The organism is Campylobacter sp. CNRCH_2007_0968H (genome assembly GCF_025773245.1).
Classification (GTDB): domain Bacteria; phylum Campylobacterota; class Campylobacteria; order Campylobacterales; family Campylobacteraceae; genus Campylobacter_D; species Campylobacter_D lari_D.
Map to the genome: position 1 here is coordinate 56,045 of NZ_JAKMTQ010000008.1, position 26,994 is coordinate 83,038.

The 26,994-nt window shown below is 29.9% G+C and carries 27 protein-coding genes and 6 tRNA genes; 22 read left to right on the forward strand and 11 right to left on the reverse strand.

The annotated features are described in order from the left end of the window. Nucleotides 1-4: 4 nt before the first annotated feature. Nucleotides 5-1,792: a DNA primase gene (gene dnaG, locus L8Y18_RS05800; RefSeq protein ID WP_263664905.1), complete on the reverse strand. Its 1,788-nt coding sequence runs from the start codon at nucleotides 1,790-1,792 to the stop codon at nucleotides 5-7. Nucleotides 1,793-1,866: 74 nt separating this feature from the next. Between dnaG and L8Y18_RS05805 the strand changes: the two genes are divergently transcribed. The 6 genes from L8Y18_RS05805 to L8Y18_RS05830 are packed head-to-tail and all read left to right on the forward strand — an operon-like array spanning nucleotide 1,867 to nucleotide 6,766. Then, nucleotides 1,867-2,829, forward strand: coding sequence for a hypothetical protein (locus L8Y18_RS05805; protein ID WP_263676448.1), 963 nt, complete (start codon nucleotides 1,867-1,869; stop codon nucleotides 2,827-2,829). Beyond that, nucleotides 2,826-3,266 (forward strand): ribonuclease HI, encoded by a 441-nt coding sequence (gene rnhA, locus L8Y18_RS05810; protein ID WP_263660658.1) that lies wholly within the window; start codon nucleotides 2,826-2,828, stop codon nucleotides 3,264-3,266. The genes L8Y18_RS05805 and rnhA overlap by 4 nt, the downstream gene beginning before the upstream one ends. Further along, nucleotides 3,259-3,927, forward strand: coding sequence for a ribonuclease III (gene rnc, locus L8Y18_RS05815; RefSeq protein WP_263664907.1), 669 nt, complete (start codon nucleotides 3,259-3,261; stop codon nucleotides 3,925-3,927). Before rnhA ends, rnc begins: the two co-directional genes overlap by 8 nt. Then, nucleotides 3,924-5,012, forward strand: coding sequence for a chorismate synthase (aroC, locus tag L8Y18_RS05820; RefSeq protein ID WP_263664908.1), 1,089 nt, complete (start codon nucleotides 3,924-3,926; stop codon nucleotides 5,010-5,012). The genes rnc and aroC overlap by 4 nt, the downstream gene beginning before the upstream one ends. 54 nt (nucleotides 5,013-5,066) lie before the next feature. Continuing rightward, on the forward strand, nucleotides 5,067-6,110 hold the full coding sequence (locus tag L8Y18_RS05825; RefSeq protein ID WP_263676449.1) for a Cj0069 family protein: 1,044 nt from the start codon (nucleotides 5,067-5,069) through the stop codon (nucleotides 6,108-6,110). Between the two features lie 29 nt (nucleotides 6,111-6,139). Further along, the gene (locus tag L8Y18_RS05830; RefSeq protein ID WP_220566464.1) at nucleotides 6,140-6,766 is read left to right on the forward strand and encodes a trimeric intracellular cation channel family protein; all 627 of its coding nucleotides are present in this window, start codon (nucleotides 6,140-6,142) and stop codon (nucleotides 6,764-6,766) included. Nucleotides 6,767-6,956: 190 nt separating this feature from the next. Here the strand turns inward: L8Y18_RS05830 and L8Y18_RS05835 are convergent. The 10 genes from L8Y18_RS05835 to folE form a co-directional block, all read right to left on the reverse strand. Beyond that, nucleotides 6,957-7,031, reverse strand: a tRNA-Glu gene (locus L8Y18_RS05835). Nucleotides 7,032-7,085: 54 nt separating this feature from the next. Then, nucleotides 7,086-8,240, reverse strand: coding sequence for a Na+/H+ antiporter NhaA (nhaA, locus tag L8Y18_RS05840; protein ID WP_263660661.1), 1,155 nt, complete (start codon nucleotides 8,238-8,240; stop codon nucleotides 7,086-7,088). Next, nucleotides 8,237-9,397 (reverse strand): Na+/H+ antiporter NhaA, encoded by a 1,161-nt coding sequence (gene nhaA / locus L8Y18_RS05845; protein WP_263662131.1) that lies wholly within the window; start codon nucleotides 9,395-9,397, stop codon nucleotides 8,237-8,239. The genes nhaA (L8Y18_RS05840) and nhaA (L8Y18_RS05845) overlap by 4 nt, the downstream gene beginning before the upstream one ends. 85 nt (nucleotides 9,398-9,482) lie before the next feature. Continuing rightward, nucleotides 9,483-10,454 (reverse strand): iron-sulfur cluster assembly scaffold protein, encoded by a 972-nt coding sequence (locus L8Y18_RS05850; RefSeq protein WP_220566466.1) that lies wholly within the window; start codon nucleotides 10,452-10,454, stop codon nucleotides 9,483-9,485. 10 nt (nucleotides 10,455-10,464) lie between these two features. Next, complete coding sequence (locus tag L8Y18_RS05855) at nucleotides 10,465-11,643, reverse strand: NifS family cysteine desulfurase (RefSeq protein ID WP_263676450.1); 1,179 nt, start codon at nucleotides 11,641-11,643, stop codon at nucleotides 10,465-10,467. 126 nt (nucleotides 11,644-11,769) lie between these two features. Then, complete coding sequence (locus L8Y18_RS05860; RefSeq protein ID WP_263664914.1) at nucleotides 11,770-12,915, reverse strand: hypothetical protein; 1,146 nt, start codon at nucleotides 12,913-12,915, stop codon at nucleotides 11,770-11,772. Nucleotides 12,916-12,994: 79 nt separating this feature from the next. After that, a complete protein-coding gene (locus tag L8Y18_RS05865) occupies nucleotides 12,995-13,174 on the reverse strand; it encodes a putative motility protein (protein WP_133318997.1) in 180 nt (59 codons plus the stop codon). A gap of 53 nt (nucleotides 13,175-13,227) precedes the next feature. Continuing rightward, a complete protein-coding gene (locus L8Y18_RS05870; protein WP_133318996.1) occupies nucleotides 13,228-13,716 on the reverse strand; it encodes a hypothetical protein in 489 nt (162 codons plus the stop codon). 56 nt (nucleotides 13,717-13,772) lie between these two features. Next, nucleotides 13,773-15,080, reverse strand: a complete 1,308-nt coding sequence (fliI, locus tag L8Y18_RS05875; RefSeq protein WP_220566469.1) for a flagellar protein export ATPase FliI — start codon at nucleotides 15,078-15,080, stop codon at nucleotides 13,773-13,775. After that, nucleotides 15,080-15,652: a GTP cyclohydrolase I FolE gene (gene folE, locus L8Y18_RS05880; protein ID WP_263676451.1), complete on the reverse strand. Its 573-nt coding sequence runs from the start codon at nucleotides 15,650-15,652 to the stop codon at nucleotides 15,080-15,082. Before folE ends, fliI begins: the two co-directional genes overlap by 1 nt. A gap of 109 nt (nucleotides 15,653-15,761) precedes the next feature. Between folE and tig the strand changes: the two genes are divergently transcribed. The 16 genes from tig (at nucleotide 15,762) to L8Y18_RS05960 (ending at nucleotide 26,945) form a co-directional block, all read left to right on the forward strand. Then, nucleotides 15,762-17,081, forward strand: a complete 1,320-nt coding sequence (tig, locus tag L8Y18_RS05885) for a trigger factor (RefSeq protein ID WP_263676452.1) — start codon at nucleotides 15,762-15,764, stop codon at nucleotides 17,079-17,081. After that, on the forward strand, nucleotides 17,081-17,671 hold the full coding sequence (gene clpP / locus L8Y18_RS05890; protein WP_133318993.1) for an ATP-dependent Clp endopeptidase proteolytic subunit ClpP: 591 nt from the start codon (nucleotides 17,081-17,083) through the stop codon (nucleotides 17,669-17,671). The genes tig and clpP overlap by 1 nt, the downstream gene beginning before the upstream one ends. 12 nt (nucleotides 17,672-17,683) lie before the next feature. Continuing rightward, the gene (locus L8Y18_RS05895; protein WP_133318992.1) at nucleotides 17,684-18,724 is read left to right on the forward strand and encodes a GGDEF domain-containing protein; all 1,041 of its coding nucleotides are present in this window, start codon (nucleotides 17,684-17,686) and stop codon (nucleotides 18,722-18,724) included. After that, nucleotides 18,721-19,245: a peptide deformylase gene (gene def, locus L8Y18_RS05900; protein ID WP_263664912.1), complete on the forward strand. Its 525-nt coding sequence runs from the start codon at nucleotides 18,721-18,723 to the stop codon at nucleotides 19,243-19,245. The genes L8Y18_RS05895 and def overlap by 4 nt, the downstream gene beginning before the upstream one ends. Next, a complete protein-coding gene (locus L8Y18_RS05905; protein WP_263665685.1) occupies nucleotides 19,242-20,750 on the forward strand; it encodes a YifB family Mg chelatase-like AAA ATPase in 1,509 nt (502 codons plus the stop codon). Before def ends, L8Y18_RS05905 begins: the two co-directional genes overlap by 4 nt. Before the next feature lie 8 nt (nucleotides 20,751-20,758). Beyond that, on the forward strand, nucleotides 20,759-21,445 hold the full coding sequence (locus tag L8Y18_RS05910) for an NYN domain-containing protein (protein ID WP_263660669.1): 687 nt from the start codon (nucleotides 20,759-20,761) through the stop codon (nucleotides 21,443-21,445). A gap of 2 nt (nucleotides 21,446-21,447) precedes the next feature. Continuing rightward, nucleotides 21,448-22,788: a DNA recombination protein RmuC gene (gene rmuC, locus L8Y18_RS05915; protein WP_263676453.1), complete on the forward strand. Its 1,341-nt coding sequence runs from the start codon at nucleotides 21,448-21,450 to the stop codon at nucleotides 22,786-22,788. Continuing rightward, nucleotides 22,772-24,118, forward strand: a complete 1,347-nt coding sequence (locus L8Y18_RS05920) for an NAD(P)H-hydrate dehydratase (RefSeq protein WP_263659581.1) — start codon at nucleotides 22,772-22,774, stop codon at nucleotides 24,116-24,118. Before rmuC ends, L8Y18_RS05920 begins: the two co-directional genes overlap by 17 nt. Then, nucleotides 24,109-24,681, forward strand: coding sequence for a phosphoribosylglycinamide formyltransferase (gene purN / locus L8Y18_RS05925; protein WP_263659582.1), 573 nt, complete (start codon nucleotides 24,109-24,111; stop codon nucleotides 24,679-24,681). The genes L8Y18_RS05920 and purN overlap by 10 nt, the downstream gene beginning before the upstream one ends. Nucleotides 24,682-24,724: 43 nt before the next feature. Continuing rightward, complete coding sequence (locus L8Y18_RS05930; protein ID WP_220566477.1) at nucleotides 24,725-25,447, forward strand: TerC family protein; 723 nt, start codon at nucleotides 24,725-24,727, stop codon at nucleotides 25,445-25,447. Nucleotides 25,448-25,535: 88 nt separating this feature from the next. Then, nucleotides 25,536-25,613: transfer RNA gene (locus L8Y18_RS05935), tRNA-Pro, on the forward strand. A 12-nt stretch (nucleotides 25,614-25,625) separates the two neighbouring features. After that, nucleotides 25,626-25,702, forward strand: a tRNA-His gene (locus L8Y18_RS05940). Between the two features lie 3 nt (nucleotides 25,703-25,705). Next, nucleotides 25,706-25,782, forward strand: a tRNA-Arg gene (locus L8Y18_RS05945). Nucleotides 25,783-25,809: 27 nt separating this feature from the next. After that, nucleotides 25,810-25,886: transfer RNA gene (locus L8Y18_RS05950), tRNA-Arg, on the forward strand. A gap of 5 nt (nucleotides 25,887-25,891) precedes the next feature. Beyond that, nucleotides 25,892-25,976 (forward strand) — tRNA-Leu (locus L8Y18_RS05955). 102 nt (nucleotides 25,977-26,078) lie between these two features. Further along, nucleotides 26,079-26,945, forward strand: coding sequence for a hypothetical protein (locus L8Y18_RS05960; RefSeq protein WP_263659583.1), 867 nt, complete (start codon nucleotides 26,079-26,081; stop codon nucleotides 26,943-26,945). Nucleotides 26,946-26,994: the final 49 nt, after the last annotated feature.

Consider the following 26,994-nt stretch of genomic DNA (forward strand, 5'->3'; position numbering starts at 1 on the left):
TTATTTAAAAAACTTCTTCTTCAAAGTTATAATGAATTGCTTTTTTATCTTTTATATTTTTTTGTAATCTACTTAAAAATAATTCTAAACTTCCCTCATCATCTAAAAATTGGACATTTTTTAAAACTTCCATTAAATGATTAAAAAAATTTTCATCATTTTGATAGTTTTTTTTGATTTTTTCTAAATTTTGATTGAGCAAATTATAAATTTGCTTTTTAAAGGCTTGTTTTAAATTTAAGTTTTTTAATTTGTTAAAATGAGCAAAATTAATTTTGCAAATAGCATATAAAAATTCTTCTAAATTGTTTAAAATTTTAATATTTTCGATCTCATAAAGTTCTCTTATGCTAGGATCATTAAAGTCTTTTTGTTCTAAAATAGCCTTAGCAATATCTTGATGTAAGAAATATTCTTTTGCACTTAAAAGTTTAAAAAGTCCTATGGCTTTTTGATTTTCATATAAAAATTTCAAAAGCTCCAACTCGCTTATGTTGTTGATTTTATTTTGTTTTGTAGGAGTAAAAAAATTTATATTTTGTCTAGTATTTTTAGAAAGTTTTATATCATTAACATTTACACCCAAAAGATTTGCTACTAAGGTAGTGTAGGAATTTGCTATTAAAGGTTCAAGGTTAAAAGTGTATTTTTGTACCTCTTCTAAAGCCTTTTGCTTACTAAGTGCTGAGCTTAAATCAAAATTTGTGATCAAATTTCTTATATAAAATTCTCCAAGTTCTATACCTTTTTCTAAAATATTAAAAAGCAATTTTTCTTGATGAGCGGCCACTAGTTCAGCCGGATCTTTCCCGCCTTCTATTAAAACTACTTTTCCATCAATTTTTGCTAAACTTAGTAAATGTGCTGAACGCACGGCAGCATTAAGTCCTGCATTATCATTATCAAAGCACAAAATCACTCTTGCCTCTAATCTTTTTATCAAAGGTATGTGATTTTCACCTAAAGCTGTTCCTAAAACTGCTACAGCATTTTTAAATCCTGCCTTATGAAAGGCTATGGCGTCCATATAGCCTTCACAAATTATCATTTCTTTTTGTTTGTAAATGGTATCTTTTGCTAAATTGAGTGCATAAAAAACGCGTGATTTATCAAAAAGTTTGCTTTGAGGTGAATTAACATATTTTGCCATATTTGCTTCATCTAAAGTTCTACCACCAAAGCCTATGAGTAAATTTTTATGATCATAAATACTAAAAGTAATGCGGTTGATAAAACTTGCATAAGCACCATTTTCATTTTGTTTTATTGCGCCAACCTCTAAGGCTTCTTCTTGAGTGATTTGCTCATTTTGTAAAAGTCTTAGTGTTTCATTAGAACTTGGCGCAAAGCCTAGCTCAAAGGTTCTAATATCCTCATCATTTAAACCTCTTTTATAAAGATAAGTTAAAGCTTCTTTGTTTTTTGTTAAATTTTGTTTATAAAAAGCATTAAGAGTAGGTAAGATGTGAGTGATAGATTTTTTATTGTTCTGTTTTTGTGAGGTGTAAGTAAGTGAAAAATTACTCCACGAAGCAACCTTTTCTACCGCTTCAACAAAGTTTAATTTCTCATAATCCATTACAAATTTAAAAACATTGCCCCCAGCTTTACATGCAAAACAATGATAAAATCCTTTAATAGAATTAATATGCATGCTAGGATTTTTATCATCATGGAAAGGACAAACGCATACATAGCCTGAACCTTGTTTTTTTACTTCAACATAATGAGCTATAATATCAACAATATCTGTTTTTTGTAAAAGTTGTTCTATACTTGCTTGTTCTATCATATTTAAACCTTAAAGAAAATTATATAAGCATTTAGCTATAATTGTTATAAATTTGAAAGTTAAGTTGCAAGATTATGGATTTTTTCTTTGTAGAATACCGCGATCCTTTATTCGGTCTTATTGTTTTGACGGCTTTGATTTTTATTGTTGCTAGCTCACATTATATATGGCGGTTTTTTGCAAGCAAAGATCAAAAAAGCAAGCTTGATCGTTTTGTAAAAAAATTTGAAATCAATTCTACTCATCAGCAGATTTTAAAAAATGCCAATTTAAGTATAGAAAATTTAAATTTCCTAGCTCAAATTTTTACCAAAAGTGGTGAATTTGAAAAAGCTGTGGGAATTTATCTCATAGCTTTGCAAAAGACAAATGAGGCTAACCAAAAAGAATTTATCTTTTTTTCATTAGCACAAGTTTATCTAAAAGCAGGATTTTTAGAGCGTAGTGTAGAAGCTTTGTTAAATGCTTTAAAAATCAAAGCACGCAATAAAGAAAGCTTAAAACTTTTAAAAATTGTGTATTTAAAACTTAAAGATTATGATAAGGTTTTAGATGTTTTAGAATGTTTGTTTGAGCTTGGAGAAAATATATATACAGAAAAAGCTTTGATAAAGGCTTTAAAAATTCAATCAAGTTCTAAAGAGCAAAAGCAAAAGATTAAAGAAATTTTAATTTTTAGCAAAGATAATGAGTATGTTTTAAGATTTTGTTTTTTACACTATAAAGATAAACTTACTCAAATGCCTAAATTTGAAAATGTTATTGATTTGCTTAATGAGTGCAAAAGCCCGTTTAATCTTGAAGATGAAAAATACCATGAGTTTTTTTATGCAAAAAATTTAAGTACAAAATCTATTCCTATAAAAAATCATAAACTAAAAATTTTAAAAATTTTAAATGATAATAAGCTAAGTGCTAATCTTAGCTTTACTTATGTGTGTAATAATTGCAAAAATCAAAGTCCTTTGTTTTTTTATCATTGTCCATTTTGTTATGAATTTGGAAAATGCGAGATTTATTATGAGGTAAAAGCTTGAAAAATATTGAAATTTATACAGACGGCTCGTGTTTAAATAACCCTGGTTTTGGAGGGTGGGCTTATGTTTTAACTTATAAAAATCATCAAAAAGAACAAAGTGGGGCATGTGAGAATACAACAAATAATCGTATGGAGTTAATGGCCATTATACAAGCTTTGAAAGCTTTAAAAGAGCCATGTGAGGTAAAATTATACACAGATTCAAATTTAATGGTGCAAAGTATTAATGAATGGCTTGAAGGTTGGATAAAAAAAGATTTTAAAGGTAAAAAAAATATTGATCTTTGGAAAGAGTATTTAAATGTTGCTAAAGATCATAAAATAACTGCTTTTTGGATCAAAGCACACAATGGCCATGAATTAAATGAGCGTTGTGATGAGCTAGCAAGAAATGCAGCCTTAAAGCTCCAAGAAGAAAGGTTGATAAATGCTTAAAAAACTCCAAGAAAGATTAAGTTATTATTTTAAAAATGAGCAATTGCTCATCGAAGCTTTGACACATAAAAGCTATAAAAAGCCTTATAATAACGAAAGATTAGAATTTTTGGGTGATGCTGTGATGGATTTAGTAGTAGGGGAGTTTTTGTTTTTTAAATTCCAAAAAGATTCAGAAGGAAACCTTTCTAAGCTTAGGGCAGCTTTGGTAAATGAAAAATCTTTTGCAACCTTAGCACAAAAACTTGATCTTGGAGCATGTATTTTTATGTCTATTGCAGAAGAAAATAATGATGGACGCAATAAACCTTCTATACTTTCTGATGCCTTTGAAGCTTTAATGGGAGCTTTGTATTTGGAAATAGGTTTTGAAAAAACTAAAAACATAGCATTAAATTTACTCAATGAAGTTTATCCACATATTGATACACAAAGTTTATTTAAAGACTATAAAACAAGACTTCAAGAAATTACACAAGCAAATATGGCAGGCACACCTGAGTATGTAGTGATGAAAGCTTTTGGACCTGATCATAAAAAGCAATTTGAAATTGCAGTAAAAATTCAAGGTATAGAAGTAGCAAGATCTATAGCAGGTAGTAAAAAAGAAGCCCAACAACAATGTGCCAAAATAGCACTTGAAAAATTAGGAAAACTATGAATAGCTTTGGAAAAAGATTTAAATTTACAAGCTTTGGCGAATCTCATGGTCAAGCTATAGGTTGTGTGATAGATGGTATGCCAGCAGGGGTAAAGTTTGACTTTGATTTTTTGCAAGAAATGCTAGATAAAAGAAAACCAGGTCAAAATAAATTTAGCACTCCTAGAAAAGAAGAAGATAAAGCTCAAGTTTTAAGCGGGGTTTTTGAGGGTTATACAACAGGAACTCCTATAAGTGTTTTGGTGTATAATGAAAATACACGCTCAAAAGATTATGAAAAAGATGTGTTTCGTCCCGCACATGCTGATTTTACTTATTATCACAAATACGGCATTAGAGATTATAGAGGTGGTGGAAGAGCTAGCGCTAGAGAAAGTGTAGCAAGAGTGGCAGCAGGGGCGTTAGCTTGTATGCTTTTAAAAGAGTTTGATATAGAAATAATGAGTGGAGTTTTTGGGGTAGGAAGTATTGATAGCAAACTTAGTAATGATGAGTTCGATTTTAATTATGCTAAAAATAGTGAAATTTATGCTTTAGATAAAAATTTAGAGCAAAACTTTAAAGATGAAATTTTAAAGGCTAAAAATGCTAAAAATAGCGTAGGTGCAAGAGTTTTTACTAGAGTGAAAAACCCTATCATAGGCTTAGGTGAGCCTTTGTATGATAAGCTTGATTCTAAACTTGCTCATGCGATTATGGGTGTAAATGCAGTTAAGGCTGTAGAAATAGGAAGTGGCATTCAAAGCAGTTATATGTATGGAAGCGAAAATAATGATGAGTTAAAAGATGGAGTATTTTTAAGTAATCATAGCGGAGGTATATTGGGTGGAATTTCTAATGGAAATTTTATCGATATAAAAACATATTTTAAACCAACCCCTTCTATATTTTTATCCCAGCAAACACAAAATATTCAAGGAAAAAATATCATATATGAGTTAAAAGGTAGACACGATCCTTGTGTGGGTATAAGAGGTAGTGTTGTAGTAAATGCTATGGTAGCTATATGCATGGCCGATGCTTTACTTTTAAATGCAAGTTCAAATTTGCAAAATTTACAATGTATTTATGGAAAAAATAAATAAAAATTTAATACTTATTTTGATATGATGATAAAATATCTTTAAAAAGGGAGCAATATGAAAAAAAATATCGTATTTTTTGAAGTTAGAGGTGGTAGCGATAAAGGTGAAGATGGCCATAGAAAAGACACCATGCCTATGGTAAATGCTTTAAAAGAGCAAGGTTGGAACGCTGAGGTTATCTTTTTTGAAGTTGAAAAAAAAGACGAAATTTATGAATATGTAAAAAACAATGCTGATGCTTATGTTTCTAGAATTAACCCAGGAAATTTAAAAGAAGAAAATGAATACTTTGATATGTTAAGAAAACTTTGTGCAAATGGTGTTATAGGTATGCCTCATCCCGATGCGATGATAGGATATGGTGCTAAAGATGCACTTACTAAGCTTAATAAAACAGCTTTAGTGCCTGAAGATACTTATGCGTATTATGATATTAAAACTTTTAAAGAAAGTTTTGTAAAAACCTTAGCAAAAGGCGAGAGGGTTTTGAAGCAAAATCGTGGTTCAACAGGCGAGGGAATTTGGCGTGTGAGATTAATAGATGAACTGCCAGCGGGGGCTACAAGTGTGCCATTAAATGCAAAAATCAAATGCACAGAAGCAAAAGACAATCATACAGAAGAAAGAGAGCTTGGTGAATTTATGGATTTTTGTGAGCAATACATTGTGGGTGATAATGGTATGCTTGTAGATATGACTTTTTTACCGCGTATTAAAGAAGGTGAAATTAGAATTTTAATGCTTTATCATACTCCAATTTATGTAGTGCATAAAAAGCCTGCAGAAGGTGCTGATGCATTCTCTGCTACGCTTTTTTCAGGTGCAAAATATAGATATGATGAGCCAAAAGATTGGCAAGAATTGGTAGATTGGTTTTTAGCAACCTTACCTGAAATTCGTTCAAAGCTTGGAAATTACGATATTCCTTTAATTTGGACTGCCGATTTTATCTTAGATACAGATGAAAATGGTAAAGATAAATATGTTTTAGGTGAGATTAACTGCTCTTGCGTAGGATTTACTTCTCCTGCTGAATTTGTTGAGCCTATTGCTAAAAAAGTAGCTCAAAATATCATTAATATCGTGAGTAAAAATTAACCCTTGTTTAACAAGGGTTTTAACTCATTATGCTTTTAACTATACTTTATATTATCGGAATTACTGTTGATGCAATGACGGGGGCTATTGCTGCAGGACGGCACAAAATGGATCTTTTTGGAGTGATATTTATAGCTTTGGTAACAGCTATTGGTGGAGGTTCTATCAGAGATATTTTACTTGATCATCATCCATTAACTTGGATTAAAACTCCTGAATATGTCATTTTGATTTGTGTTGCGGCTATGATTACAACAAAAATTGCTAAATATGTTATAAGACTTGAAAAACTTTTTTTAATTTTAGATGCTATAGGTTTGGTTGTTTTTAGTGTTTTAGGGGCACAAATTGCAATAGAAATGGGGTATGGTTTTATAGTGGCTGTGAGTTCAGCTGTGATTACAGGTGTATTTGGCGGGATATTAAGAGATATATTATGTGCTAGGATACCACTTGTATTTCAAAAAGAAATTTATGCAGGTGTGGCCATATTAACAGGAGCTTTGTATTATATATTGCATATTTTAGGCATAGATGAATTATGGGTAATTCTTGCTTCATTGATTGTAGGAACTATAGCAAGACTTTTAGCGATACATTATGGTTTAAGTTTGCCTATATTTTCTTTTAAAGATGGAGAAAATAAAGAAAGCTAATTTTATTTTTTAGATTTTAAAATGCAAGTTTTGTTATTTACAATGTTTTTATAAAATCCCTGCGAGCTTTGCTAGTAAGCAATATTTATTTATATTTTATTTTAGAATATTTATTTGATATATTAAATTTATATTAAGCTTAAATATTGAAACTATTGTTTATGCTATTTTTATTTAGGAGTTAAAAGAGTGGTGACCCATACGAGACTCGAACTCGTGTTACCGCCGTGAAAGGGCGATGTCCTAACCGCTAGACGAATGGGCCAAAACATTAAATAAGAAATGAAATTATATCTTATTTAATTTAAAAAAAGCTTAATTATTTAATAAAACGCAGGTAAAAATAGCCAAATACACCAGAAGCTAATGAGGCTAGTAAGATTGCAAAGTTATCTACAAAATTAAATATATCACTCACTTCATAAGCAAGAGCATCTATAAAAAAGCTCATGGTAAAACCTATACCTGTGAGTATGCAAACTCCATAGAGTTGTTTAAAATTTGCATCTTTTGGTAGTTTTGCAAGTTTGAATTTAATCGCCATATAGGCAAAGCCAAATACACCTAGTTGTTTTCCAACAAAAAGTCCCAAAAATATACCCATGCTTACACCACTAAAAAGCATATGAAATTCTATTTTAGAAAGATCAACTCCTGCGTTTGCAAAAGCAAAAAGTGGCAATATTATAAAAGCTATCCAAAATTTTAAACCATGCTCAATTTCTTCTAATAAAGCATGATTGTTTTTTGTATATACAGGAATGAATAAAGCAGTAATAATACCTGCTAAAGTCGCATGTACTCCACTTTTTAATACACTAAGCCAAAGCAGAGCACCAAGTATATAATAAAATGATTTTCTTTCATTACCTAAGCGATTAAGTAAAAACAAGCCAACAATGCAGCAAAAGGCAACAAAAAAAGCCAAAGTTGAAAGCTCACCTGTATAAAAAATAGCAATGATTAAAATAGCTCCTACATCATCAAAAATCGCCAAAGAAACTAAAAATATTTTTAAAGAGCTTGGTATGCGTTGTTTTAGCATTGCAAGTATAACTAGAGCAAATGCAGTGTCAGTTGCTGTTGGTATAGCCCAACCTTTTAAAACATAAGTATCATTAAAATTAATAGCGCAAAATATCAAAGCAGGTACTACTATACCACCTATAGCAGCTATTAAGGGTAGAGTAATATTGCTAAGAGTTTTAAATTCTCCTTGAACAAATTCTTTTTTTAATTCAAGTCCTATTGCAAAGAAAAAAATTGCAATCAGCCCATCATTAATCCATAACAAAGAAGGTTTAAAAAGCTCCCAAGCTCCTATTTTTATACCCATTTCTACACTTAAAAAATTCATATAGTGTTGTCCATAAGGGCTATTTTTGAGTAATAAAGCAAAGATTGTTGCTATTAAAAGCAACAATCCTCCTAAAATTTCAAGAGATAAAAAACTTTGGAGGTTTTTAAATTTCATTTTTTGAAACTATAAATGAATTTTAAATAAACATAGCCAATCACAGCGCTTAACAAAGAGGCTATTAAAATAGCAAGCTTATCTGAATATGCAAAAATATCACTATTTTGATAAGCTAAGCCATCTATAAAAAAGCTCATGGTAAAACCTATACCTGTGAGTATGCAAACTCCATAGAGTTGTTTGAAATTAACATTTTGTGGAAGTTTTGCTAAGCCTAGTTTTATACTAATATATGAAAATAAAAAGACACCTATTTGTTTTCCTAAAAATAAACCTAAAATAATACCTAAGCTAACCGAAGAAAACATAAAGCTTGGATCCATATCTTTTAAATCAACACCTGCATTTGCAAAGGCAAAAATAGGTAAAATAAAATAACTTACCCAAGGTGCTAAATCATGTTCGATTTCTTTTAAAAAAGATTTTCCATTTTTTGTTTCAAGTGGTATAAACAAAGCAGTAATCACACCCGCTAAAGTTGCATGTACTCCACTTTTTAGCATGCTTATCCAAAATACTATAGCTATAATGATATAAAAGGATTTTTTAGTAACATGAAAATGATTTAATAAATAAAGTGCTAATATACATACCAAAGCAGCAATCATAGCAAATACTGAAAGCTCGCTTGTGTAAAATAAAGCAATCACAATAATCGCACCCAAATCATCAAAAATAGCCAAGGAAAGCAAGAATAATTTTAATGAAGTAGGTACTTTTTTACCTAAAAGCATTAAAATTCCTACTGCAAAAGCCACATCAGTTGCTGTTGGTATAGCCCAACCTTGCAAAGCAAAAGCATCTTTATAATTAAAAAATGCAAAAATCAATGCAGGTACTATCATACCACCAAGTGCAGCAAATACAGGTAAAGACATAGCTTTTATACTATTTAGCTGTCCTCTTGTTACTTCATACTTTAATTCAAGCCCTATGGCAAAGAAAAAAATCGCAATAAGTCCATCATTAATCCATAAAAGCAAAGGTTTGAAAATTTCTAAACTTCCTGCTTGAAACCCAAAAGGAATATTTAAAAAGTTGGTGTATTGATCTGTTAAAGAGCTGTTTTGTAAAATTAATGCAAGTAAAGTGAAAAATATTAGCAAAACACCCGGAAAAGTTTCGCTTTTAACAAAGGTTTGAAGTCTTTGCATATAAATAGCCTTTTTAAATTTTTAATTAATGCGTTATTTTAGCATAAAAAGGCTTGAAATTTAAAAGTTTAAGCAGAAAAACTGCTTAAACAGGTATAACGCGTATATTTGGACTAAGTTCTTCTTGTAAGATATTTTCTATGGCATATAAAGTTGCGCCACTTCCGCTTGAGCAACCACTGCAAGCTCCAAGATAGCGTATATATACATCTATATTTTTACTTTCACTTTTTTGTATATCAATTACTTCCAAATCCCCACCATCTCCGTGTAGCATCGGACGCACATCGCTATCTAAAACAGCCTCTACTGCTTTTAATTGTTTAACCATGGTCATATCATCAAAAGCAATATCTGCTTTACTTTGATCTTTTAATCTCTCTCTTTCCATTTCAGCTCTAGTTTCAGCTAAAATATCTACAAGGTAATAATCTTTTTTCTCATGTCCTCCAGGTTTAACACAAGATTTACAAAAAGCTCCTGCTTTTGTAAATTGTGTGATTTCTTCTACTGTATGTAAATCATTTAGTTTAATTACCTCTTTGATAGTTCCAAGGCTTACCCTAGCACATTCACAAACTATAATTTGATCTTCAAAGTCTTCAGGATTGACTCCTTTATAATGTGCTGCTGCTTGTTTGATAACATCATAAGCCATAACCGAACAATGCATTTTTTGAGGTGGAACCGCAGGAGTTTGCGGATTATCTCTCATAGCAAATTCAACATCTAAATTTGTAATTTTAACAGCTTCATCCACGGTTTTACCTATGCAAAGATCAACCATAGTATCACTACTTGCTATTGCTGTTCCACAGCCAAAGCTTTTAAATTTAGCATCAATGATTTTATCTGTTTTTTCATCCACTAGCCAATAAAGTCTAACTGCATCACCACAGCTTTCAGCTCCAAAATCTGCAATAATAAGTTTTGCATTTGCTTTTTGTGCATCTTCTTGTGTAAATTCGCCCATATGTTGAGGGTTATTCATTCTATCTTGTACTTTTTGAGAATACTCATCCCAAATAGATCCGCCAATTAAATTATTTTTTGCCATTTTTTATCCTTTAAATATTTTCAGGCTTATACGCATAAGTACTTGAGATTGCTCTAAGTCTTTGCGTTGCTTTTTTTATCTGCTCTGCTGCATAATCAATTTCATCTTCTGTGTTAAATCTAGATAAAGAAAGTCTTAGGGCAGTATGAGCTAAATCATTTTCAGCACCAATTGCTTCCATGATAGGGTTGCTCTCAAGTGCTTCACTAGCGCAGGCTGATCCAGTGCTTGCTGCTATACCATTTTTATTTAAATCCCAAAGCATAGCTTCACCTTCTACGCCTTTAATGCTTGCTAAAATTGTATTTGGAACTCTTCTTGATCTATCTCCAACTACGCTTGTATCAGGCATTGCTAAAATTAAATCTTCTAGTTTGTCTCTTAATTTTCTAATGTGTGAATTTTCAAAGTCAAGCATAGTATTTGCAATTCTTAAAGCTTCTGCCATTGCTATAATATATGGCACATTTAAAGTTCCACTTCTTCTGCCACCCATATGCTCACCACCATGTAAAAGTGGAGTTAGTTCTATATCTTGTTTAATATAAAGCCCACCAACTCCTTTTGGACCATGGAATTTATGTGCAGAAAATGAAGCAAAATCAACTCCAGCTTTTGCAAAATTAACTTTGATTTTCCCAACAGCTTGGGTTGCATCAGTATGGAATAACGCTCCGTATTCATGAGTAATTTGAGCCATTTCTTCTATAGGAAAAATCATACCAGTTTCATTATTTGCCCACATAATACTCACTAGGGCAGTTTTATCTGAAATAACTTCTTTTAAATCTTTTACGCTAGAAACACCCTCATGATCAACACCAAGTTCTATAACTTTTACCCCTAAAGATTTTAAAAACATAGCACTAGCAGCTACTGCGGGATGTTCCACGCTAGAAATAATTACTTCATTTCTATCGTTATTTAAAATTTTATCAAAATACACACCTTTTAACACCCAATTGATACTTTCTGTAGCACAGGAAGTGATAATAATATCATCTAAATCACTTGCTCCTACACCTATATAAAGTTTATCCATAGCTTCTTTTAAGGCAGGATGGGTTGCACTACCCCATTGATGAAGGCTATTTGGGTTTCCAAAATGCTCTTTTAAAAAAGGCTTCATAAGCTCGTAAGCTTCTGGTGCAAGTTGTGTTGTTGCGTTGTTATCTAAATATACTTTCAAATTATACTCCTTTAATTAGGATAATTTTTATCTTTTTTGTTAATATACACTAAAATATTAAATTTAATATTAAATCAAGTAAGTTTTTAACTTGTGTAATAATTTACATTATTATTTTAGCACAAGTTAAGCCATAGCATTTAAATAAGAATGTAAAATTTTGTTAATACTAGCTTGTTTTTTTCTATTTTCTAAAAATTGAGTATCTAAAAGTTCTTTTTGAGTATTGATTTTTTCAAGATCAATATTAGGATTGTTTTGATTGAATTCTTCTTTTAAAACTTCAATTTCTTTACTAACTTGCTCGCTATAAAGACTATAAATAGAACTTGAATTGGCAAATTCTTTCATGTTAATGCTATGTTGATAGTTAATATATTGTTGAAAGAAAACTGAAAGCTTATCTTCTGAAGTGTTGTTTTTATCTACTCCATTGATATATAAATATAAATCAAAACTCATTTTTTCTTTGTTGTTTTCATTAATATAATCTTGCATACTCATTTGACCTCTCATGAGTTTTTGAAAATTTACACTAGAGGACATATCCAACTCAATAGGCGATAGAAAAAAATTAGCTTTATTGTGATTTTGTTCTTTTAAATCATGATAAATATAATTGAGCAGCAATCCACTTTTAGAAACCTCCCCTTGTTTATTTAAATAAGGTTTGATAACAGGATTACTAGCTGTATTTTCTATGCTTGCGTTAAACGCAAAATCACCTATTTTATTATCAAGCATTAAGGTGTTTAAATTTTTATTTGAATCTTTTGCATTTTGTAAATTTTTAGCATTTTCATAAACTTTTAAAATTTTACCCTCATAAGTATAACTATAACCTTGATTTAACTCTGAAATTTGAGCTTTACTTAAAAAATCATTGTCATTGTTTTGAAACTGTGGATTTATAGTTTTTAATGTGTTGTGATAAGTGTTTAAAAGTCTTGGTAAATCTATTTTGTTATAATTTAAATTCTCATCAAGCTTTATAAGTTGTTTTGAAATTTCTCTTATACTTTTTATATTAATATCATAATCAAGAGGCAAAGCAGCTGCTTTATTAAGATCTTTTTCAAAAAAACCTTGCTCATTGATTCTAAAACCAAATTCACTTGCATAAGTAATTTTATAGTCTAAATTAGAACCATTGATATCAAGTAAATCACTTTTAATATTAGTATTTTCTTTTTTTTCTTCTATGTGTCCAGTTTTTGCAAAAGGATAATTTGCAAAATTCTGATACGGATTAACATTAGAATTTACAAACATAACTCTTCTCTTCAAAAATATTGCTTAACTTTTAAAAAGCAAAAGCTATGCCAAAATTTTTGAATTGAAGAGAAAAATTTTAAGCGTAAATGTCAAGTAATCCTGAACTAGCAGTAGGAGTAGTAGTTGGAGCAGGGTTTGCATTTACGCCTTCAAGTACTTGCATTACTGCATTTTCATTAACTTCTATGGTTTTTTTCATCATAGTAGTTGCAATGTTAAGCATTAAGTTTGCTTGATTGTTTGTAACTTCGCCCATAACATACTCCTTTTGTTTGGATCAAAGGTATTATCGGCAAAGTTTGGTAAATATTAAGCTATATTATAAATTTTTGATAAGTAATGATTGTGGGTGTTTTCTTTTGCTTCAAGCATATCGATATAATTTTTAAATTCATCCATATCTTTAAAAAGATTTTTCATTGTAGTGCTAATTTCATTAGAAAAATTTTGAAGATTATTTTGGGCTTTTAAATATCTTTCGATTTGATAAATTCTCGCCACTTCTCTTTCATATTCATCTTGAGTCATTCTTTTTGCACTGAATTCTTCATTTAGAACTTTTTTATTATTAATAATAAAAGATTTTTTTTGATTATTGATTTTAAATTCGATTATAAAATCTTCTTTTGAAGCGATAATTTTTAAATATTTTAATTTTGCTTTATCTTCTAGTAAAACAAAACTTATGCATTCTAAAAACATATGTGTAAAAATTTCTCTTTCAAAAATATTTTGACAAATATCGGTATATTTTAAACCTAAGCTTTGTTGATGATCTAAAAATGCTATATTTGACATGATCTATCCTTTTTTCATGACTTTTTTATTAAAAAAAGCAAAAAATATTCCAACTATTATGTATCAATCATCTTAAGCATATTAATCGTATCTTCAAATTCAAAACTTTCTTCAGGATTTTGACTTAAAAATTGCTGCATAAAATCTTTTTTAGCAATAGCTTGATCGAGTTCTTTATCGGTGCCTTTTTGATAAGCACCAATACGCAATAGCACTTCATTTTCTTTAAGCAAAGAATTTAAACGCTTAAATTTTCTAGCAGCTAGCTTATGTTCATCACTGATAATATCCCCCATAACCCTTGAGGCTGAATTTTGTATATTTATAGGTGGATAAATTCCAAAGTCAGTGAGTTCGCGACTAAGCACTATATGCCCATCTAGGATAGATCTGCTTTGATCAGCTATTGGATCACTCATATCATCCCCATCAACCAACACGGTAAAAAAAGCTGTTATGGTGCCTTTACCTTCTTCCTTTCCTGTTCTTTCCATAAGCTGAGGTAAAAGACTTAAAACGCTTGGCGGATAACCTTTTGTTGTAGGTGGTTCACCTAGGGCAAGACCTATTTCTCTTTGAGCCATAGCAAAACGCGTTACGCTATCCATGATAAATAACACATCTTTACCTTGTTCTTTAAAATATTCAGCCACACTCATAGCACAAAATGCTCCGTATTTTCTCATCAGCGCGCTATCATCACTTGTTGCAACGATGATGACAGTATCATCAAGTTTACCACCAAGATTTTTTTGTATAAATTCAGGAATTTCTCTACCGCGCTCTCCTATTAAAGCTATAACTTTAATAGGAGCTTTGGAATTTTTCACTATCATACCCATAAGAGTTGATTTACCAACCCCACTTCCTGCAAAAATCCCAAGCTTTTGTCCTACCCCGCAAGTTAAAAGTGCATCTATTGTTTTAACACCTACTGGAAAAACTTCTTCTATCAAACCTCGCTTCATTGCATCAATAGGTGCTCGCATAATAGGCATAAATTTACTTGCCTCAATAGGTCCTTTACCATCTTTTGGTCGCATAAAAGGATCGACTACTCTTCCTAAAAGTTCATCACTAACTCCTATTTGCATACCTGCATCGTTAATAAAAGCACGATCGCCTATTTTAAAACCTTCCACAAAACCAAAAGGACTCAAATAGCTTAAATTTTCATCTACTTCTACCACCATAGCCATAGCTTCTTTACTCTCATCTTCACTAGAAACTATTTTAATGATATCACCTATGCTAGTTTTTAAGCCATTTATTTCTATACTAGTACTTGAAATTTTAGTAATCTGACCAAAAACACTAGCAAGATTTTGTGAAGCAATTTTACTACGAAGTTTTTCTAAACCCATTAAAATCTAACCTGTTTTGCCGAGTTAATTAAATTGAAAAATTCTTTTCTTGTTTTTTCACTTTTTAAAAAGCTACCTCTTAGTGCTGAAGTGCTAGTAGTAGAATTTGCTTTTTGCACCCCACGCATTTCAACACACATGTGTCTTGCTTCAATAACTACTCCAACACCTTTTGCACCTACATGTTCCATTAAAGATTCTGCGATTTGTTCTGTGAGTTGTTCTTGAATTTGCAAGCGTCTTGCAAAAACTTCCACAAGGCGTGGAATTTTACTAAGACCTACGACTTTTTTATCCGGTATATACGCAACATGTACGCGCCCAAAAAAAGGTAAAAGATGATGCTCGCAAAGACTATAAAATTCTATATCTCTTACTAAAACCATTTCGTTGTTTGAGCTTTCAAATAAGGCATCATTTAGTATTTGTTTTGGATCTTGTTTATAACCACTATTTAAAAATTCAAAAGCTTTAAAAACTCTTGTAGGGGTTTTTAAAAGTCCTTCTCTTTGCGGATTTTCCCCGATAATTTCTAACATATTTTTTACTGATTGTTCAAATTTTTCTTGCATTTTTTCTCCATCAAAAATTAAAATTTTAACATATTTTTATTTTTATATAAAGTGATAAGGAAAATTTTGGTATATTATCAAGAAATTTTATTTAAAAAGGGAAAATATTATGGAAGTTACAGCAAAACTAATTGATTTTGCAAATGCAAATGCTACTGTGAAAATTGCTCAAGGAGCTATTAAAGCAGAAGTTGAAAAATTAGCTAAAAAAGCGTCTAAAACTATGAAAATGGATGGTTTTAGAGCAGGAAAAGTTCCTGTTGCTGCTATACTTAAAAGATATGAAAAAGAGCTTACAAGAGATGCGGAGCAAGATCTTTTAAGAAATGCTGTAGATGGTGCTTTAAAAGAAGTTAAAAAAGAGGCTAAAGATTTAGTAGGTGAGCCATATTTTGAAAAATTTGATAGAAAAGATGGCGATATTGAAGCTCAAATGGTATTATCTTTTAAGCCAGAAGTAAAATTAGATGGATATGAAGAACTAATTCCAACTTATAATACACCAAAAGTAACTCAAAAAGAAATTGATGCAAAAAAAGAAGAATTATTAAAAAGATTTGCTACTCCTGAAGCGATTAAAGAAGCAAGAGCTTTAAAAGAAAGCGATTTTGCTAAATTTGATTTTGAAGGTTTTGTTGATGGTAAAGCTTTTGATGGTGGAAAAGCTCAAAATTATGTTTTAGAGATTGGTTCAAAACAATTCATACCAGGATTTGAAGAAGGTATGATTGGTTTAAAAGCAGGTGAAGAAAAAGATATTAATGTAACTTTTCCAAAAGAATATGGTGCAGCACATTTAGCAGGAAAAGATGCGGTATTTAAAGTAAAAATTCATGAAATTCAAGAACTTAAATTACCTGAATTAAATGAAGAGCTTTTAAAAAACTTACTTCCTGAAGAAAAAGAGCCAAGTGTTGAAAAATTAGACGCAAAATTAAAAGAACAACTAAAAAATGAAAAAATCTTTAAACTTATTAATGATGAGCTTAAAAATCAATTTGCAGAAGCTTTAGTAGCTAAGTTTGACTTTGTTTTACCAAGAAATATAGTAGAGCAAGAAACAGATATGCAATTTAGAAGCTCTTTAAGAACTTTAAGCGAAGAGGAATTAAAAGAATTTAAAGATGAGGCTAAATATAAAGAAAAAAGAGAGAGTTTCAAAGAAGATGCGCAAAAAAGCGTAAAATTAACTTTCATTATAGATGAGCTAGCAAAACTTAGAAATGTTACAGTAAGCGATCAGGAATTAATCCAAGCAATTTATTTTGAAGCTTATAGATATGGTTTTAACCCACAAGAACATTTAGATAATTATAAAAAGCAAGGTGCATTACCTGCCATTAAAATGTCTTTAATTGAAGAAAAACTTTTTGCTGATATTTTTAAAAAAAATGATAAAAAGAAAACCGAAAAAGAAAGTGAAAAATAATGAGTTCATATATACCCTATGTAGTTGAAAAAACAAGCAGAGGCGAAAGAAGTTATGATATATACTCAAGACTTTTAAAAGATAGGATTATCATGCTAAGTGGCGAGATCAATGATGATCTTGCTGCTTCTATCGTGGCACAGCTTTTGTTTTTAGAAGCTGAAGATCCTCAAAAAGATATTTATCTTTATATTAACTCACCAGGCGGGGTTGTGACAAGTGGATTTAGTATTTATGATACGATGAATTATATTAAAGCTGATGTAAGTACTATTTGTATTGGTCAAGCTGCTTCTATGGGTGCATTTTTGCTTAGTTGTGGTACTCCAGGGAAAAGATTTGCTCTGCCAAATTCAAGAATTATGATCCACCAACCACTAGGTGGTGCAAGAGGACAAGCAACAGATATAGAAATTCAGGCAAAAGAAATTCTAAGATTAAAAGCGATTTTAAATGATATTTTGGCAAAAAATACTAAGCAAAAACTTTCTAAAATAGAAAAAGATACCGATAGAGATTTTTTTATGAGTGCTATAGAGGCTAAGGAATATGGTTTAATAGATAAGGTTTTGGAAAAAAGTTTTAAATAAGGAAACAAAGCAATGCTAGATGATGATTTATTTGCTGATTTAAATTTAAATAGCGATCCAACTCCAGCCAAAGAAGCTCCAAAAATTCAAAAAATTAGTGGAGGCGAATTTGAGAAATTTGCGAAATCTATTTTAACTGAACTTGTAAAAGATAATGTGCCTCCAACTCCTACTAATTATGGGGTTTATTTTCAAAAAATGCTTGAAGAGCGTCCAGGAGCTTTTAAGAAAAAAGTTGGTGAGATTATGGAATTTGAGCAAAATGATGATGGTCTTAAGCGTGCAAATATAGAACAAGAAATAAAGAAAAGTTTTAATTCTACTTCGGCATTATTGCAATATATTGCCATGATTTATAGGCATCTTGAAACAGTTAAAGATATGCTAAAAAGGCGTAATTCAGAACTTGCTATTAGTACAGGAAATTTAGCTGTTTCTAATGTAATCCATGCCCTTGAAACAGACCTTTCAAGATTTTCTAGCATTTTAGATAAGTATTCAGATGAGATTAAAGAAAATTTTGATGAGGTTAGACAGACTTATAAACATATAGAAGAGCAGAGTGATTTTGACTCTAAATTTGGAGTTTTTAATAAAAAATATTTTTTAGAAAATTTGGAAAAAAGCATAGAGAGTAATGCTAAATATAATTATTATACCTCTTTGATATTCTTTAGAGTAAAAGAGGAAATTTTAGAGCAAACTTATACTCAAAAAGAGAAAAATGCCTTTTTAAAAAGTGTTTGTAAAATTTTTAGTAAAAATGTTTCTTCAAGTGATATAGTAGCACATTGTGGAAATAATATTTTTGCTATAATGATCTCTCATACTAATTTAGAAAAAGCACAAGAAATATGCAATAAAATTTTAGAATCCTTAGAAAATTCAAATTTTTTCTTAGCAGATAAAGAAATAGAGGCAGATGTGGAGGTTGCTATTAGTGCAGTTAATAGTGACAGCAAAGGTGAAGAATTAATAGAAAAATGCATTGAAGCTTTAAAAGACTCGGGAAAAAATTTAGAACCTTTTGTAATAGTGGAAAAAGAAAAATGATAAGAAAGATAATTACCTATCCTAATCCAAGATTATTTTTAGAATCAAAAAAAGTAGAAAATTTTGATAAAGATTTACATATACTTTTAGATGATATGTATGAAACAATGATAGCTAATAAAGGTGTAGGTTTGGCAGCTATCCAAGTTGATGTGCCAATTAGAGCTTTACTTGTAGATATTGGTGATGAAGAAGGTGAGCAAAAAGAAGACAAACAAACTCTTTTAGAAATCATCAATCCCATTATAACACCTTTAGATGATGAAAGAATTTCTTGTAATGAGGGTTGTTTAAGTATACCAGGTTTTTATGAAGATGTAATGCGTTATAAAAATATACAACTTGACTATCAAGATAGGTTTGGAAAGCCACAAAGTTTGCGAGCACATGAGTTTTTAGCAGTGGCTATCCAACATGAAGTTGATCATCTTGATGGACATTTATTTATAGAAAAACTTTCTTTTTTAAAGCGTCAAAAATTTGATAAAGACTTTAAGAAAAAATCCAAAAAGAATAAATGAAAAAGCTAAAATGTGCAAGTTTTTCTACAGAACTTGATATCATCGATGTAGAATCAACTTTCACAAGAGGTTTGCCAGGCTTTAGCATAGTGGGTCTTGCAAACTCTACCATCAAAGAAAGCACTGAAAGAATTAAAGCAACTTTGTTAAGTCAGAATTTTAGCTTTCCAGCACAAAAAATTACTATCAACTTAAGTCCTTCGGATATTCCCAAAAATGGTTCTCATTTTGACTTAGCTATTGCAATTTTGATTTTATTTCAAAAAGAAATTTTAGATGATTTTTTTGTTTTTGGAGAACTTGGATTAGATGGGAGTATAAAAAGCACTGCTAGTTTATTTTCTATCTTGCTTTTTTTAAGTACAAAAATACAAAATGCTAAAGTAGTAGTACCAAAAGCCATAGCACAAAAAGCTTCAATGATACCTAATTTAACAATTTATGCTTTAGAAAATTTAGCCCAGGCTGTAGATTTTTTTAAAGAAAAAAAATATGAGAATTATCATATATGCAATGCTCATCCTTTATTTGAAAATGCTATAAAACTTAATGGGGAAAAATATATAAAAAACACTAGCTTTCCTTATGATTTTAAGGAAGTTAAAGGCCAAGAAAATGCTAAATTTGCTTGTATAATAGCAGCTTTAGGAATGCATAATATTTTATTTGAAGGTAGTCCAGGTAGCGGTAAAAGTATGTGTGCTAAAAGACTTCCTTTTATCATGCCACCGCAAAGCTTGAAAGAAATTTTAGCTCAAAACGCTTATAAGTCATTAAATTCTTTAGATGATGATTTTAGCGCTAGTAGGGTTTTTAGAAGTCCTCATCATACAAGTACTAGGGCTAGTATTTTTGGTGGAGGAACTAAAAATGCCAAGATAGGAGAAATAGCACTTGCAAATGGAGGAGTTTTGTTTTTTGATGAGTTTCCCCATTTTTCAAAACAAATCATAGAAAGTTTAAGAGAGCCATTGGAGGATTTTAAAATTCTTATTTCAAGAGTTAATACCAAAGTGATTTATGAAACTAAATTTTTATTTGCTTGTGCGCAAAATCCTTGTCCTTGTGGAAATTTATTTTCTAAAAATCAAAATTGTCGTTGCCAAGAGATAGAAATTAAAAAATATAAAAATAAAATTTCATCTCCTATTTTAGATAGGATTGATCTTTATGTAGCTATGGATGAAATTTCATATAAGGATAAAATGAGTTTAACATCAGAGCAAATGAGCGAGATGGTATTTAAAGGATTTTTATTTCAAAAACAAAGACAGCAAGAAGAGTTTAATGCTAAATTAAATGATGAGCAGATGAAACAATTTTGTATTTTAGAGTCTTCTGCTAATGAAATTTTGCAAAAGGCTATAAATTCATATAATCTTTCTCAAAGAGGGGTAAATAAAACTATAAAAGTAGCAAGAACCATTGCAGATTTAGAGCAAAGTGAGTTGATTTTAAAAACTCATATTTTAAAAGCATTAAGTTTTAGAATGAGAAATATTTAGGAGCAAAAATGGAAAATAAAAGCATAGCAATTTTTATAGATGCGGAAAATATTCCTTCAAAATACGCAAAATCGATTTTTGGTATTGCTTCTGATTATGGAGAAATTGTTATAAAGCGAATTTATGGAGATTGGACTCAAAAAAATATACAAAATTGGAAAGAACAAATCGCACAATATTCTATCATTGCTATGCAACAATTTAATTTTTTAGCTAATAAAAATTCAAGTGATATGTATTTAATTACTGATATTATGAGTGTTTTTTATGAAAAAGATATTGATATTTTTATTATTGTATCAAGCGATAGTGATTATACTAGTTTGATACAGAAGCTAAAAGAAAATAAAAAACAAGTTATAGGCATGGGTTTAAAGCAAGCTGTAAAATCTTATGTGAATTCCTTTAGTGAATTCTTTTATTTAGATCAAGATAAATCAAAAACAAAAGTCATAATTGAAAAAGAATATATCAAAGATTTAATCAATATCGCAGAGGCTTTGATAGAAGAAAAAGGTCGCGCAGAATATGCTCAAATTCGTACCAATATGAACAGAAAACATGCAAATTTTATTCCACAAAATTTCGGCTTTAAAAATTTCAAAGCTTTGATGAAAGAACTTTTACCAAAGATGAAACAATTTAAAGAAGCAAATGAGAAAAATATTTATTTCCTTGAAAAAGCAAAGGCTTAAAAATGGAAAATATCTTAATAGCTTTTTTGGCTGTTGTAATTTTAGCTTTTGTATGGGTGGTATTTAAAAGTCAGAAAGAAAAAGTAAAGTTAGAATTTTTAAATCAAAACAATATGACTTTGCAAAATCAACTTTCTAATTTAGAGTTTGAAAAAACTACACTTATAGAAAAAAATTCCAAACTTTTAGATGAAAAAATATCGTATTTATCTAAAAATGAAGCTTTAGAGGCAAAATTAGCACAAAAAGAACAAACTCAACAAGAACTTTTAAATATGCATTTAAAAGAGCGTGCAAATTTAAAAGAAGAATACACTCAAACCTTAATAAAATTAGAAGAAAAATATAAACAAAGTTTGGCGGGATTAAAACAAGAGCTAGAGCAAAATTTCCAAAAACAAAATGCTAGTATCTTAAATCAAAACAAACTTATGCTCAATGAAGATACAAAAAAAATCTTAGAAGAAATTTTCTTGCCTGTGAAAAAAAGTGTTAAAGAATATAGTGAAAAACTCAGTCAAAATGAAGTTAGCATTAAAACACAAATTGATCATATGTTTAAATTTAGTCAAAATATGGGAGAAAATGCAGATAAGCTAGCTAAAATTTTAAAAGGAGATAAAAAAATTCGTGGTAATTTTGCAGAATTACAACTAAAATCAGTTTTAGAAAATAGTGGTTTAGTAGAGGGTGTGCAGTATAAATTGCAAGAGAGATTTCAAGATGAGGGTAAAACTTACATTCCTGATGCGGTTGTGTTTTTAGATAAACAAAAAAGTATAGTTATAGATGCAAAATTTTCTCTACCAAGTGATTTTAGTTTTGAAGATATTAGTAAAAATACCTGTCTTGATTTGGCTTATAATCTAAAATCAAGGATTGATGAGTTAGCTAAAAAGCCTTATATGCAGTATGATAAACACACTTATGAGTTTGTTTTGCTTTTTATACCTTATCAAAATATTCTAGATTTGATTTTAAATGTAGATCTTGAAATTTATCAATACGCTTATAAAAAAAAGGTTTATTTAACTACACCAAACACTCTTTTTATGGCATTAAATACTATAAATATTTCATGGAAAAATATACAAAGTAATGAAAATATCTTAAAAGCTTTTGATGAACTGGGTAAATTTCATGATAAATTTGCAGGCGTTTTGGATGATTTTGAAAAAATCAAAGAAAATGTTAAAAGATTAAACACAAATGTAGATAATATGCAAACAAAGCTTACTCATGGAAGTGGAAATATCGCTTCAAGAGTGATAAAGCTTAAAGAGCTAGGCGCTAAAACTCAAAAATTTATAAAATGTGAGATGAGCGATGAAAGCAGTATTTAAAGATAATATTTCTTATGAAAAAAAACTTATTGAAAAAGGTTTGGATGAGTTTTTAATGATGGAAAATGCAGGCATAGAGCTTGCAAATTTGATTAAGAAAAAAAGTAAAAACATAAAAAATGCCAAAATTTTATTTTTGCTCGGTACTGGTGGAAATGGAGCTGATGGACTTGTGGCTATAAGGCATTTAAAAAAAGCTTTTGCTTTTGTTATGCCATATAAAAAAAATACAATGTTTATCAAGCAAGAGCAAATTTTAAAAAATATAGGTTTTAAATTTTTAAAAAAAGAACCTAAATTTAAAGATTTTGACATCATTGTTGATTGTGTTTTTGGGAGTGGTTTAAATAAAGCTTTAGATGAAAATTTGCAAAGAATTTTTAAAAAAATTGCTAAAAGTAAGGCTTTAAAAATAGCTTGTGATGTTCCTAGCGGGCTTGGACAAGAGCTATGTTTTAAGGCTGATTATACTCTTTGCATGGGAGTGATTAAAGAAATTTTATTAGAAGATTTTGCAAAAGAATTTGTAGGTAAAATTAAAATTGCAAATTTGGGTTTAAAACCTTATATGCAAAATACTTCAAGTTTTTTACTAGAAAAAAAAGATTTAAAACTTATTACAAAAAAGATTAACTCAAATAAAGGCGATTTTGGCCATGTTTATATTTTTGCAAATAAAAGTGCAGGTACTCTAGCTGGACTTGGTGCTTTAGAATTTGGAGCAGGACTTGTATCTTTAGTGGCTAAAGAAAGTTTTTCACCTTTGATTATGCTAAAAGATGATATTGAAAGCAAAATAAATGCAGCTGCTATAGGTATGGGACTTGATGATTTAAGTATTTTAAAAGATGAAAGATTAAAAAACATTCCTTTGGTTTTAGACGCAAATTGCTTTCAAAGTGAAAATTTACCTTCATATCTTGCTAGAGAAGATGTTGTTTTAACCCCTCATCCTAAAGAATTTTGTATGCTTTTAAAACTTTGTTTTAATGAGGATATAAGCGTAGAAGAAATTCAAAACAAACGCTTTTTTTATGCAAGAAAGTTTAGTTCTAAATTTCAATGTGTTTTGGTATTAAAAGGAGCTAATCCTATTATTGCTCAAAAAGAAAAATTTTTTATAGTAAATTGTGGCAATGAAGCTTTAGCAAAAGGTGGAAGTGGGGATGTGTTAAGTGGTATGATAGCAGCTTTGCTTGGAGCTAAATTTAATGCTTTAGAAGCTGCTAAAAATGCAGTATTAGCTCATGCTTTAGTAGCTAAAAATTATAAGAAAAACAAAATTAGTTTTGATGCTTTAAAATTGATAAAGGGGTTAAAATGCTTATAAAATTAGCAATTTTATTTAGTGGTAATGGAAGTAATTTGGAAAATATTTTAGCAAAATTACATAAAAAAACTTTTGGTAAAAATACCTTTGAAGTGGTTTTATGCGTGTGCAATAAAAAAGAAGCTTATGGTATACAAAGAGCTTTAAAATATAACCTTAATACTCAAATTATAGAGCATGAAAAATTTACTTCAAGAGAAGAATTTGATGCAGAATTAGTAAAAATTATAAAAGAAAGTCAAGCAGATCTGACCATCTTAGCAGGATTTATGCGAATTTTAAGTCCTATTTTCACTCAAAATATAAAAGCTATTAATCTTCATCCTTCTTTGCTTCCTTTATTTAAAGGTGCTCATGCTATCAAAGAAAGTTATGAGAGCGATATGAAACTTGCGGGTGTTAGCGTGCATTGGGTTAACGAAGAGCTTGATGGTGGTAAAATCATTGCTCAAAAGGCGTTTGAAAAAGCTAAACTAAGCTTTGAAGAATTTGAAGATAAAATTCATAAATTAGAGTATGAAATTTTACCTGCAACTATTGTTGAAATTTTTGAAAATGATTAATTTTTTATCATTATAATTACGCTTTTTATTTTAAGGAAGTTAAATGTTTGAGTGGATTTTTAGTGTGGATGCGTGGGTAGTGTTGCTTACGCTTACAGCTTTAGAGATTGTGCTAGGGATTGATAATATCATTTTCTTGGCTATTTTGGTTTCTAAATTACCACCAGAACATAGAGATAAGGGTAGAGTTTTAGGCCTTGCTTTTGCGATGATTACTAGAATTTTATTGTTATTGTCTTTGTTTTGGGTTATGAAGCTTGTCACACCTTTATTTAGTATATTAGGGAATGAAATTTCAGGTAGGGATTTGGTGCTTTTGCTTGGAGGATTGTTTTTGATAGTTAAATCTATCAAAGAAATCAAAGAAAGTATAACACATCAAGAGGAAAGTCAAAGTAATATAAAAATCAGCAATAAACTTTGGATTGTAGTTGCTGAAATAGCTGTGATAGATATAGTATTTTCTCTAGATAGTGTTATTACTGCTGTGGGTATTGCTCAAGATATAGAGATTATGATTATTGCTGTTATTATTGCAGTATTAGTAATGCTTTTTGCTTCTAAACCAATTGCAGATTTTGTAGAAAAATATCCAAACATTAAAATTTTAGCTTTGGCATTTTTAGTAATGATAGGTTTTGTTTTAGTATGTGAAAGTTTTGATATTCATATAGATAAGGCCTATATTTATGTAGCTATGGCCTTTTCTTTGGTAGTTGAAATTTTAAACATCATTTCACAAAAAAAACAAACAAATAATTCTTAAAATATTTAGCATTTTTTATGCTAAATATTCTTATTTATCTTGACTTTTAATATTTTTTTATGTAAAATAACGCTTTATTTTTATACATCGGGGTGTAGCGCAGTCTGGTTAGCGCACTTGGTTTGGGACCAAGGGGCCGAAGGTTCGAATCCTTTCACCCCGACCATTTTTATAAATGGTGAGTGTAGCTCAGTCGGTTAGAGCATCAGATTGTGGTCCTGAGGGTCGTGGGTTCGATTCCCATCACTCACCCCATCAGCGCTCGTAGCTCAACTGGATAGAGCGACAGACTTCGGATCTGTAGGTTATGGGTTCGATTCCTATCGGGCGCACCATAAGCCTATTGTTACTTTTATTTTTTTGCGCTCATAGCTCAGCTGGATAGAGCAACGGCCTTCTAAGCCGTAGGTCAGAGGTTCGAATCCTCTTGAGCGTACCACTTTTGCGGATGTGGTGAAATTGGCAGACACGCCAGACTTAGGATCTGGTGCAGCAATGCGTGAAGGTTCAAGTCCTTTCATCCGCACCACTAATCTAGATTTTACTCAAATATGAAAACCTATAATTTATTTTTAGTTGTACAATAATAATATTTTAAATTAAAATATATTGCAAATATTAGGAAGATATTATGGTAAATATATATCAAGTTAAAATTATCGAAAATTTTTGCAAGGATAAATTTAAAAAAGATACAAGGCTAAAGGATTTTTTTCATATCTTTTTGGCGCAAAATTTAGAAATTTATACCAATATAGAAGACCAAAATTATACCAAAGGTACAATACTAATATATAAAATTTTTGATATATGTATTATATGTATAAAAGATGGAGTTTTCGTAGGTCAAGAGTATTGTCAATTTAAAAAAAGCGTGATAGATTATATAGTTGCTTATACTGATGAAAATATGAATGATGGTAAAATATCGCAACTATTAAGAGGTAGTTTTACATTAAAAATAGATAAATCAAATTGTTATGATAATCCAGACATTAAAGTTGTGTTTTCAGAAAAAGGCTTTTTGTTTCAGGCTAAATTTAACAATTGTGAAAGTAAATTTAAAGATACAATGACTATGTTTGCACTTTCTTTGGCTTATCGTGAGAAAATGGAGTATTATTTGAATTTGACTTCAAGTATTATAGATAAAGAAAACTACCATGATGTTATTGATATTAAAAAAGATTTTTATGTTTTTAATTTGAAATATTTTTTTAGCAACCCAATACATTATAACTACCAACAAAAACACACAATATGGAAAATTATATTTCATTATTATAATATTTTAGAGCAACATCAAGAATTAAAAATTCAAATAGAAAATCTTGTTGATATTTTGCATATTGAGCAAAATCAAGAAGAAGATAAAAAGGAAAAAATAAAAGAGAATAAAAGAAAAAAAATTGAAATGATTTTTTTAATCATCGGTGCTTTTGTTACTTTAGCTTCGCTAGTTAGTGTATACAAAGATGCTATGGAATTACTTGGTTAAAGTTATAGTATCACTTGTTTTGTGTTTTACTAAAATTTAACTCTCTATC

What these genes read in the sequence shown, in the direction of transcription:
- dnaG (WP_263664905.1), bottom strand. Translation starts at nt 1,792, where the DNA reads ATGATAGAACAAGCAAGTATAGAACAACTTTTACAAAAAACAGATATT.
- L8Y18_RS05805 (WP_263676448.1), top strand. Translation starts at nt 1,867, where the DNA reads ATGGATTTTTTCTTTGTAGAATACCGCGATCCTTTATTCGGTCTTATT.
- rnc (WP_263664907.1), top strand. Translation starts at nt 3,259, where the DNA reads ATGCTTAAAAAACTCCAAGAAAGATTAAGTTATTATTTTAAAAATGAG.
- aroC (WP_263664908.1), top strand. Translation starts at nt 3,924, where the DNA reads ATGAATAGCTTTGGAAAAAGATTTAAATTTACAAGCTTTGGCGAATCT.
- L8Y18_RS05825 (WP_263676449.1), top strand. Translation starts at nt 5,067, where the DNA reads ATGAAAAAAAATATCGTATTTTTTGAAGTTAGAGGTGGTAGCGATAAA.
- L8Y18_RS05830 (WP_220566464.1), top strand. Translation starts at nt 6,140, where the DNA reads ATGCTTTTAACTATACTTTATATTATCGGAATTACTGTTGATGCAATG.
- nhaA (WP_263660661.1), bottom strand. Translation starts at nt 8,240, where the DNA reads ATGAAATTTAAAAACCTCCAAAGTTTTTTATCTCTTGAAATTTTAGGA.
- nhaA (WP_263662131.1), bottom strand. Translation starts at nt 9,397, where the DNA reads ATGCAAAGACTTCAAACCTTTGTTAAAAGCGAAACTTTTCCGGGTGTT.
- L8Y18_RS05850 (WP_220566466.1), bottom strand. Translation starts at nt 10,454, where the DNA reads ATGGCAAAAAATAATTTAATTGGCGGATCTATTTGGGATGAGTATTCT.
- L8Y18_RS05860 (WP_263664914.1), bottom strand. Translation starts at nt 12,915, where the DNA reads ATGTTTGTAAATTCTAATGTTAATCCGTATCAGAATTTTGCAAATTAT.
- L8Y18_RS05865 (WP_133318997.1), bottom strand. Translation starts at nt 13,174, where the DNA reads ATGGGCGAAGTTACAAACAATCAAGCAAACTTAATGCTTAACATTGCA.
- L8Y18_RS05870 (WP_133318996.1), bottom strand. Translation starts at nt 13,716, where the DNA reads ATGTCAAATATAGCATTTTTAGATCATCAACAAAGCTTAGGTTTAAAA.
- fliI (WP_220566469.1), bottom strand. Translation starts at nt 15,080, where the DNA reads ATGGGTTTAGAAAAACTTCGTAGTAAAATTGCTTCACAAAATCTTGCT.
- folE (WP_263676451.1), bottom strand. Translation starts at nt 15,652, where the DNA reads ATGCAAGAAAAATTTGAACAATCAGTAAAAAATATGTTAGAAATTATC.
- tig (WP_263676452.1), top strand. Translation starts at nt 15,762, where the DNA reads ATGGAAGTTACAGCAAAACTAATTGATTTTGCAAATGCAAATGCTACT.
- clpP (WP_133318993.1), top strand. Translation starts at nt 17,081, where the DNA reads ATGAGTTCATATATACCCTATGTAGTTGAAAAAACAAGCAGAGGCGAA.
- L8Y18_RS05895 (WP_133318992.1), top strand. Translation starts at nt 17,684, where the DNA reads ATGCTAGATGATGATTTATTTGCTGATTTAAATTTAAATAGCGATCCA.
- def (WP_263664912.1), top strand. Translation starts at nt 18,721, where the DNA reads ATGATAAGAAAGATAATTACCTATCCTAATCCAAGATTATTTTTAGAA.
- L8Y18_RS05905 (WP_263665685.1), top strand. Translation starts at nt 19,242, where the DNA reads ATGAAAAAGCTAAAATGTGCAAGTTTTTCTACAGAACTTGATATCATC.
- L8Y18_RS05910 (WP_263660669.1), top strand. Translation starts at nt 20,759, where the DNA reads ATGGAAAATAAAAGCATAGCAATTTTTATAGATGCGGAAAATATTCCT.
- rmuC (WP_263676453.1), top strand. Translation starts at nt 21,448, where the DNA reads ATGGAAAATATCTTAATAGCTTTTTTGGCTGTTGTAATTTTAGCTTTT.
- L8Y18_RS05920 (WP_263659581.1), top strand. Translation starts at nt 22,772, where the DNA reads ATGAAAGCAGTATTTAAAGATAATATTTCTTATGAAAAAAAACTTATT.
- purN (WP_263659582.1), top strand. Translation starts at nt 24,109, where the DNA reads ATGCTTATAAAATTAGCAATTTTATTTAGTGGTAATGGAAGTAATTTG.
- L8Y18_RS05930 (WP_220566477.1), top strand. Translation starts at nt 24,725, where the DNA reads ATGTTTGAGTGGATTTTTAGTGTGGATGCGTGGGTAGTGTTGCTTACG.
- L8Y18_RS05960 (WP_263659583.1), top strand. Translation starts at nt 26,079, where the DNA reads ATGGTAAATATATATCAAGTTAAAATTATCGAAAATTTTTGCAAGGAT.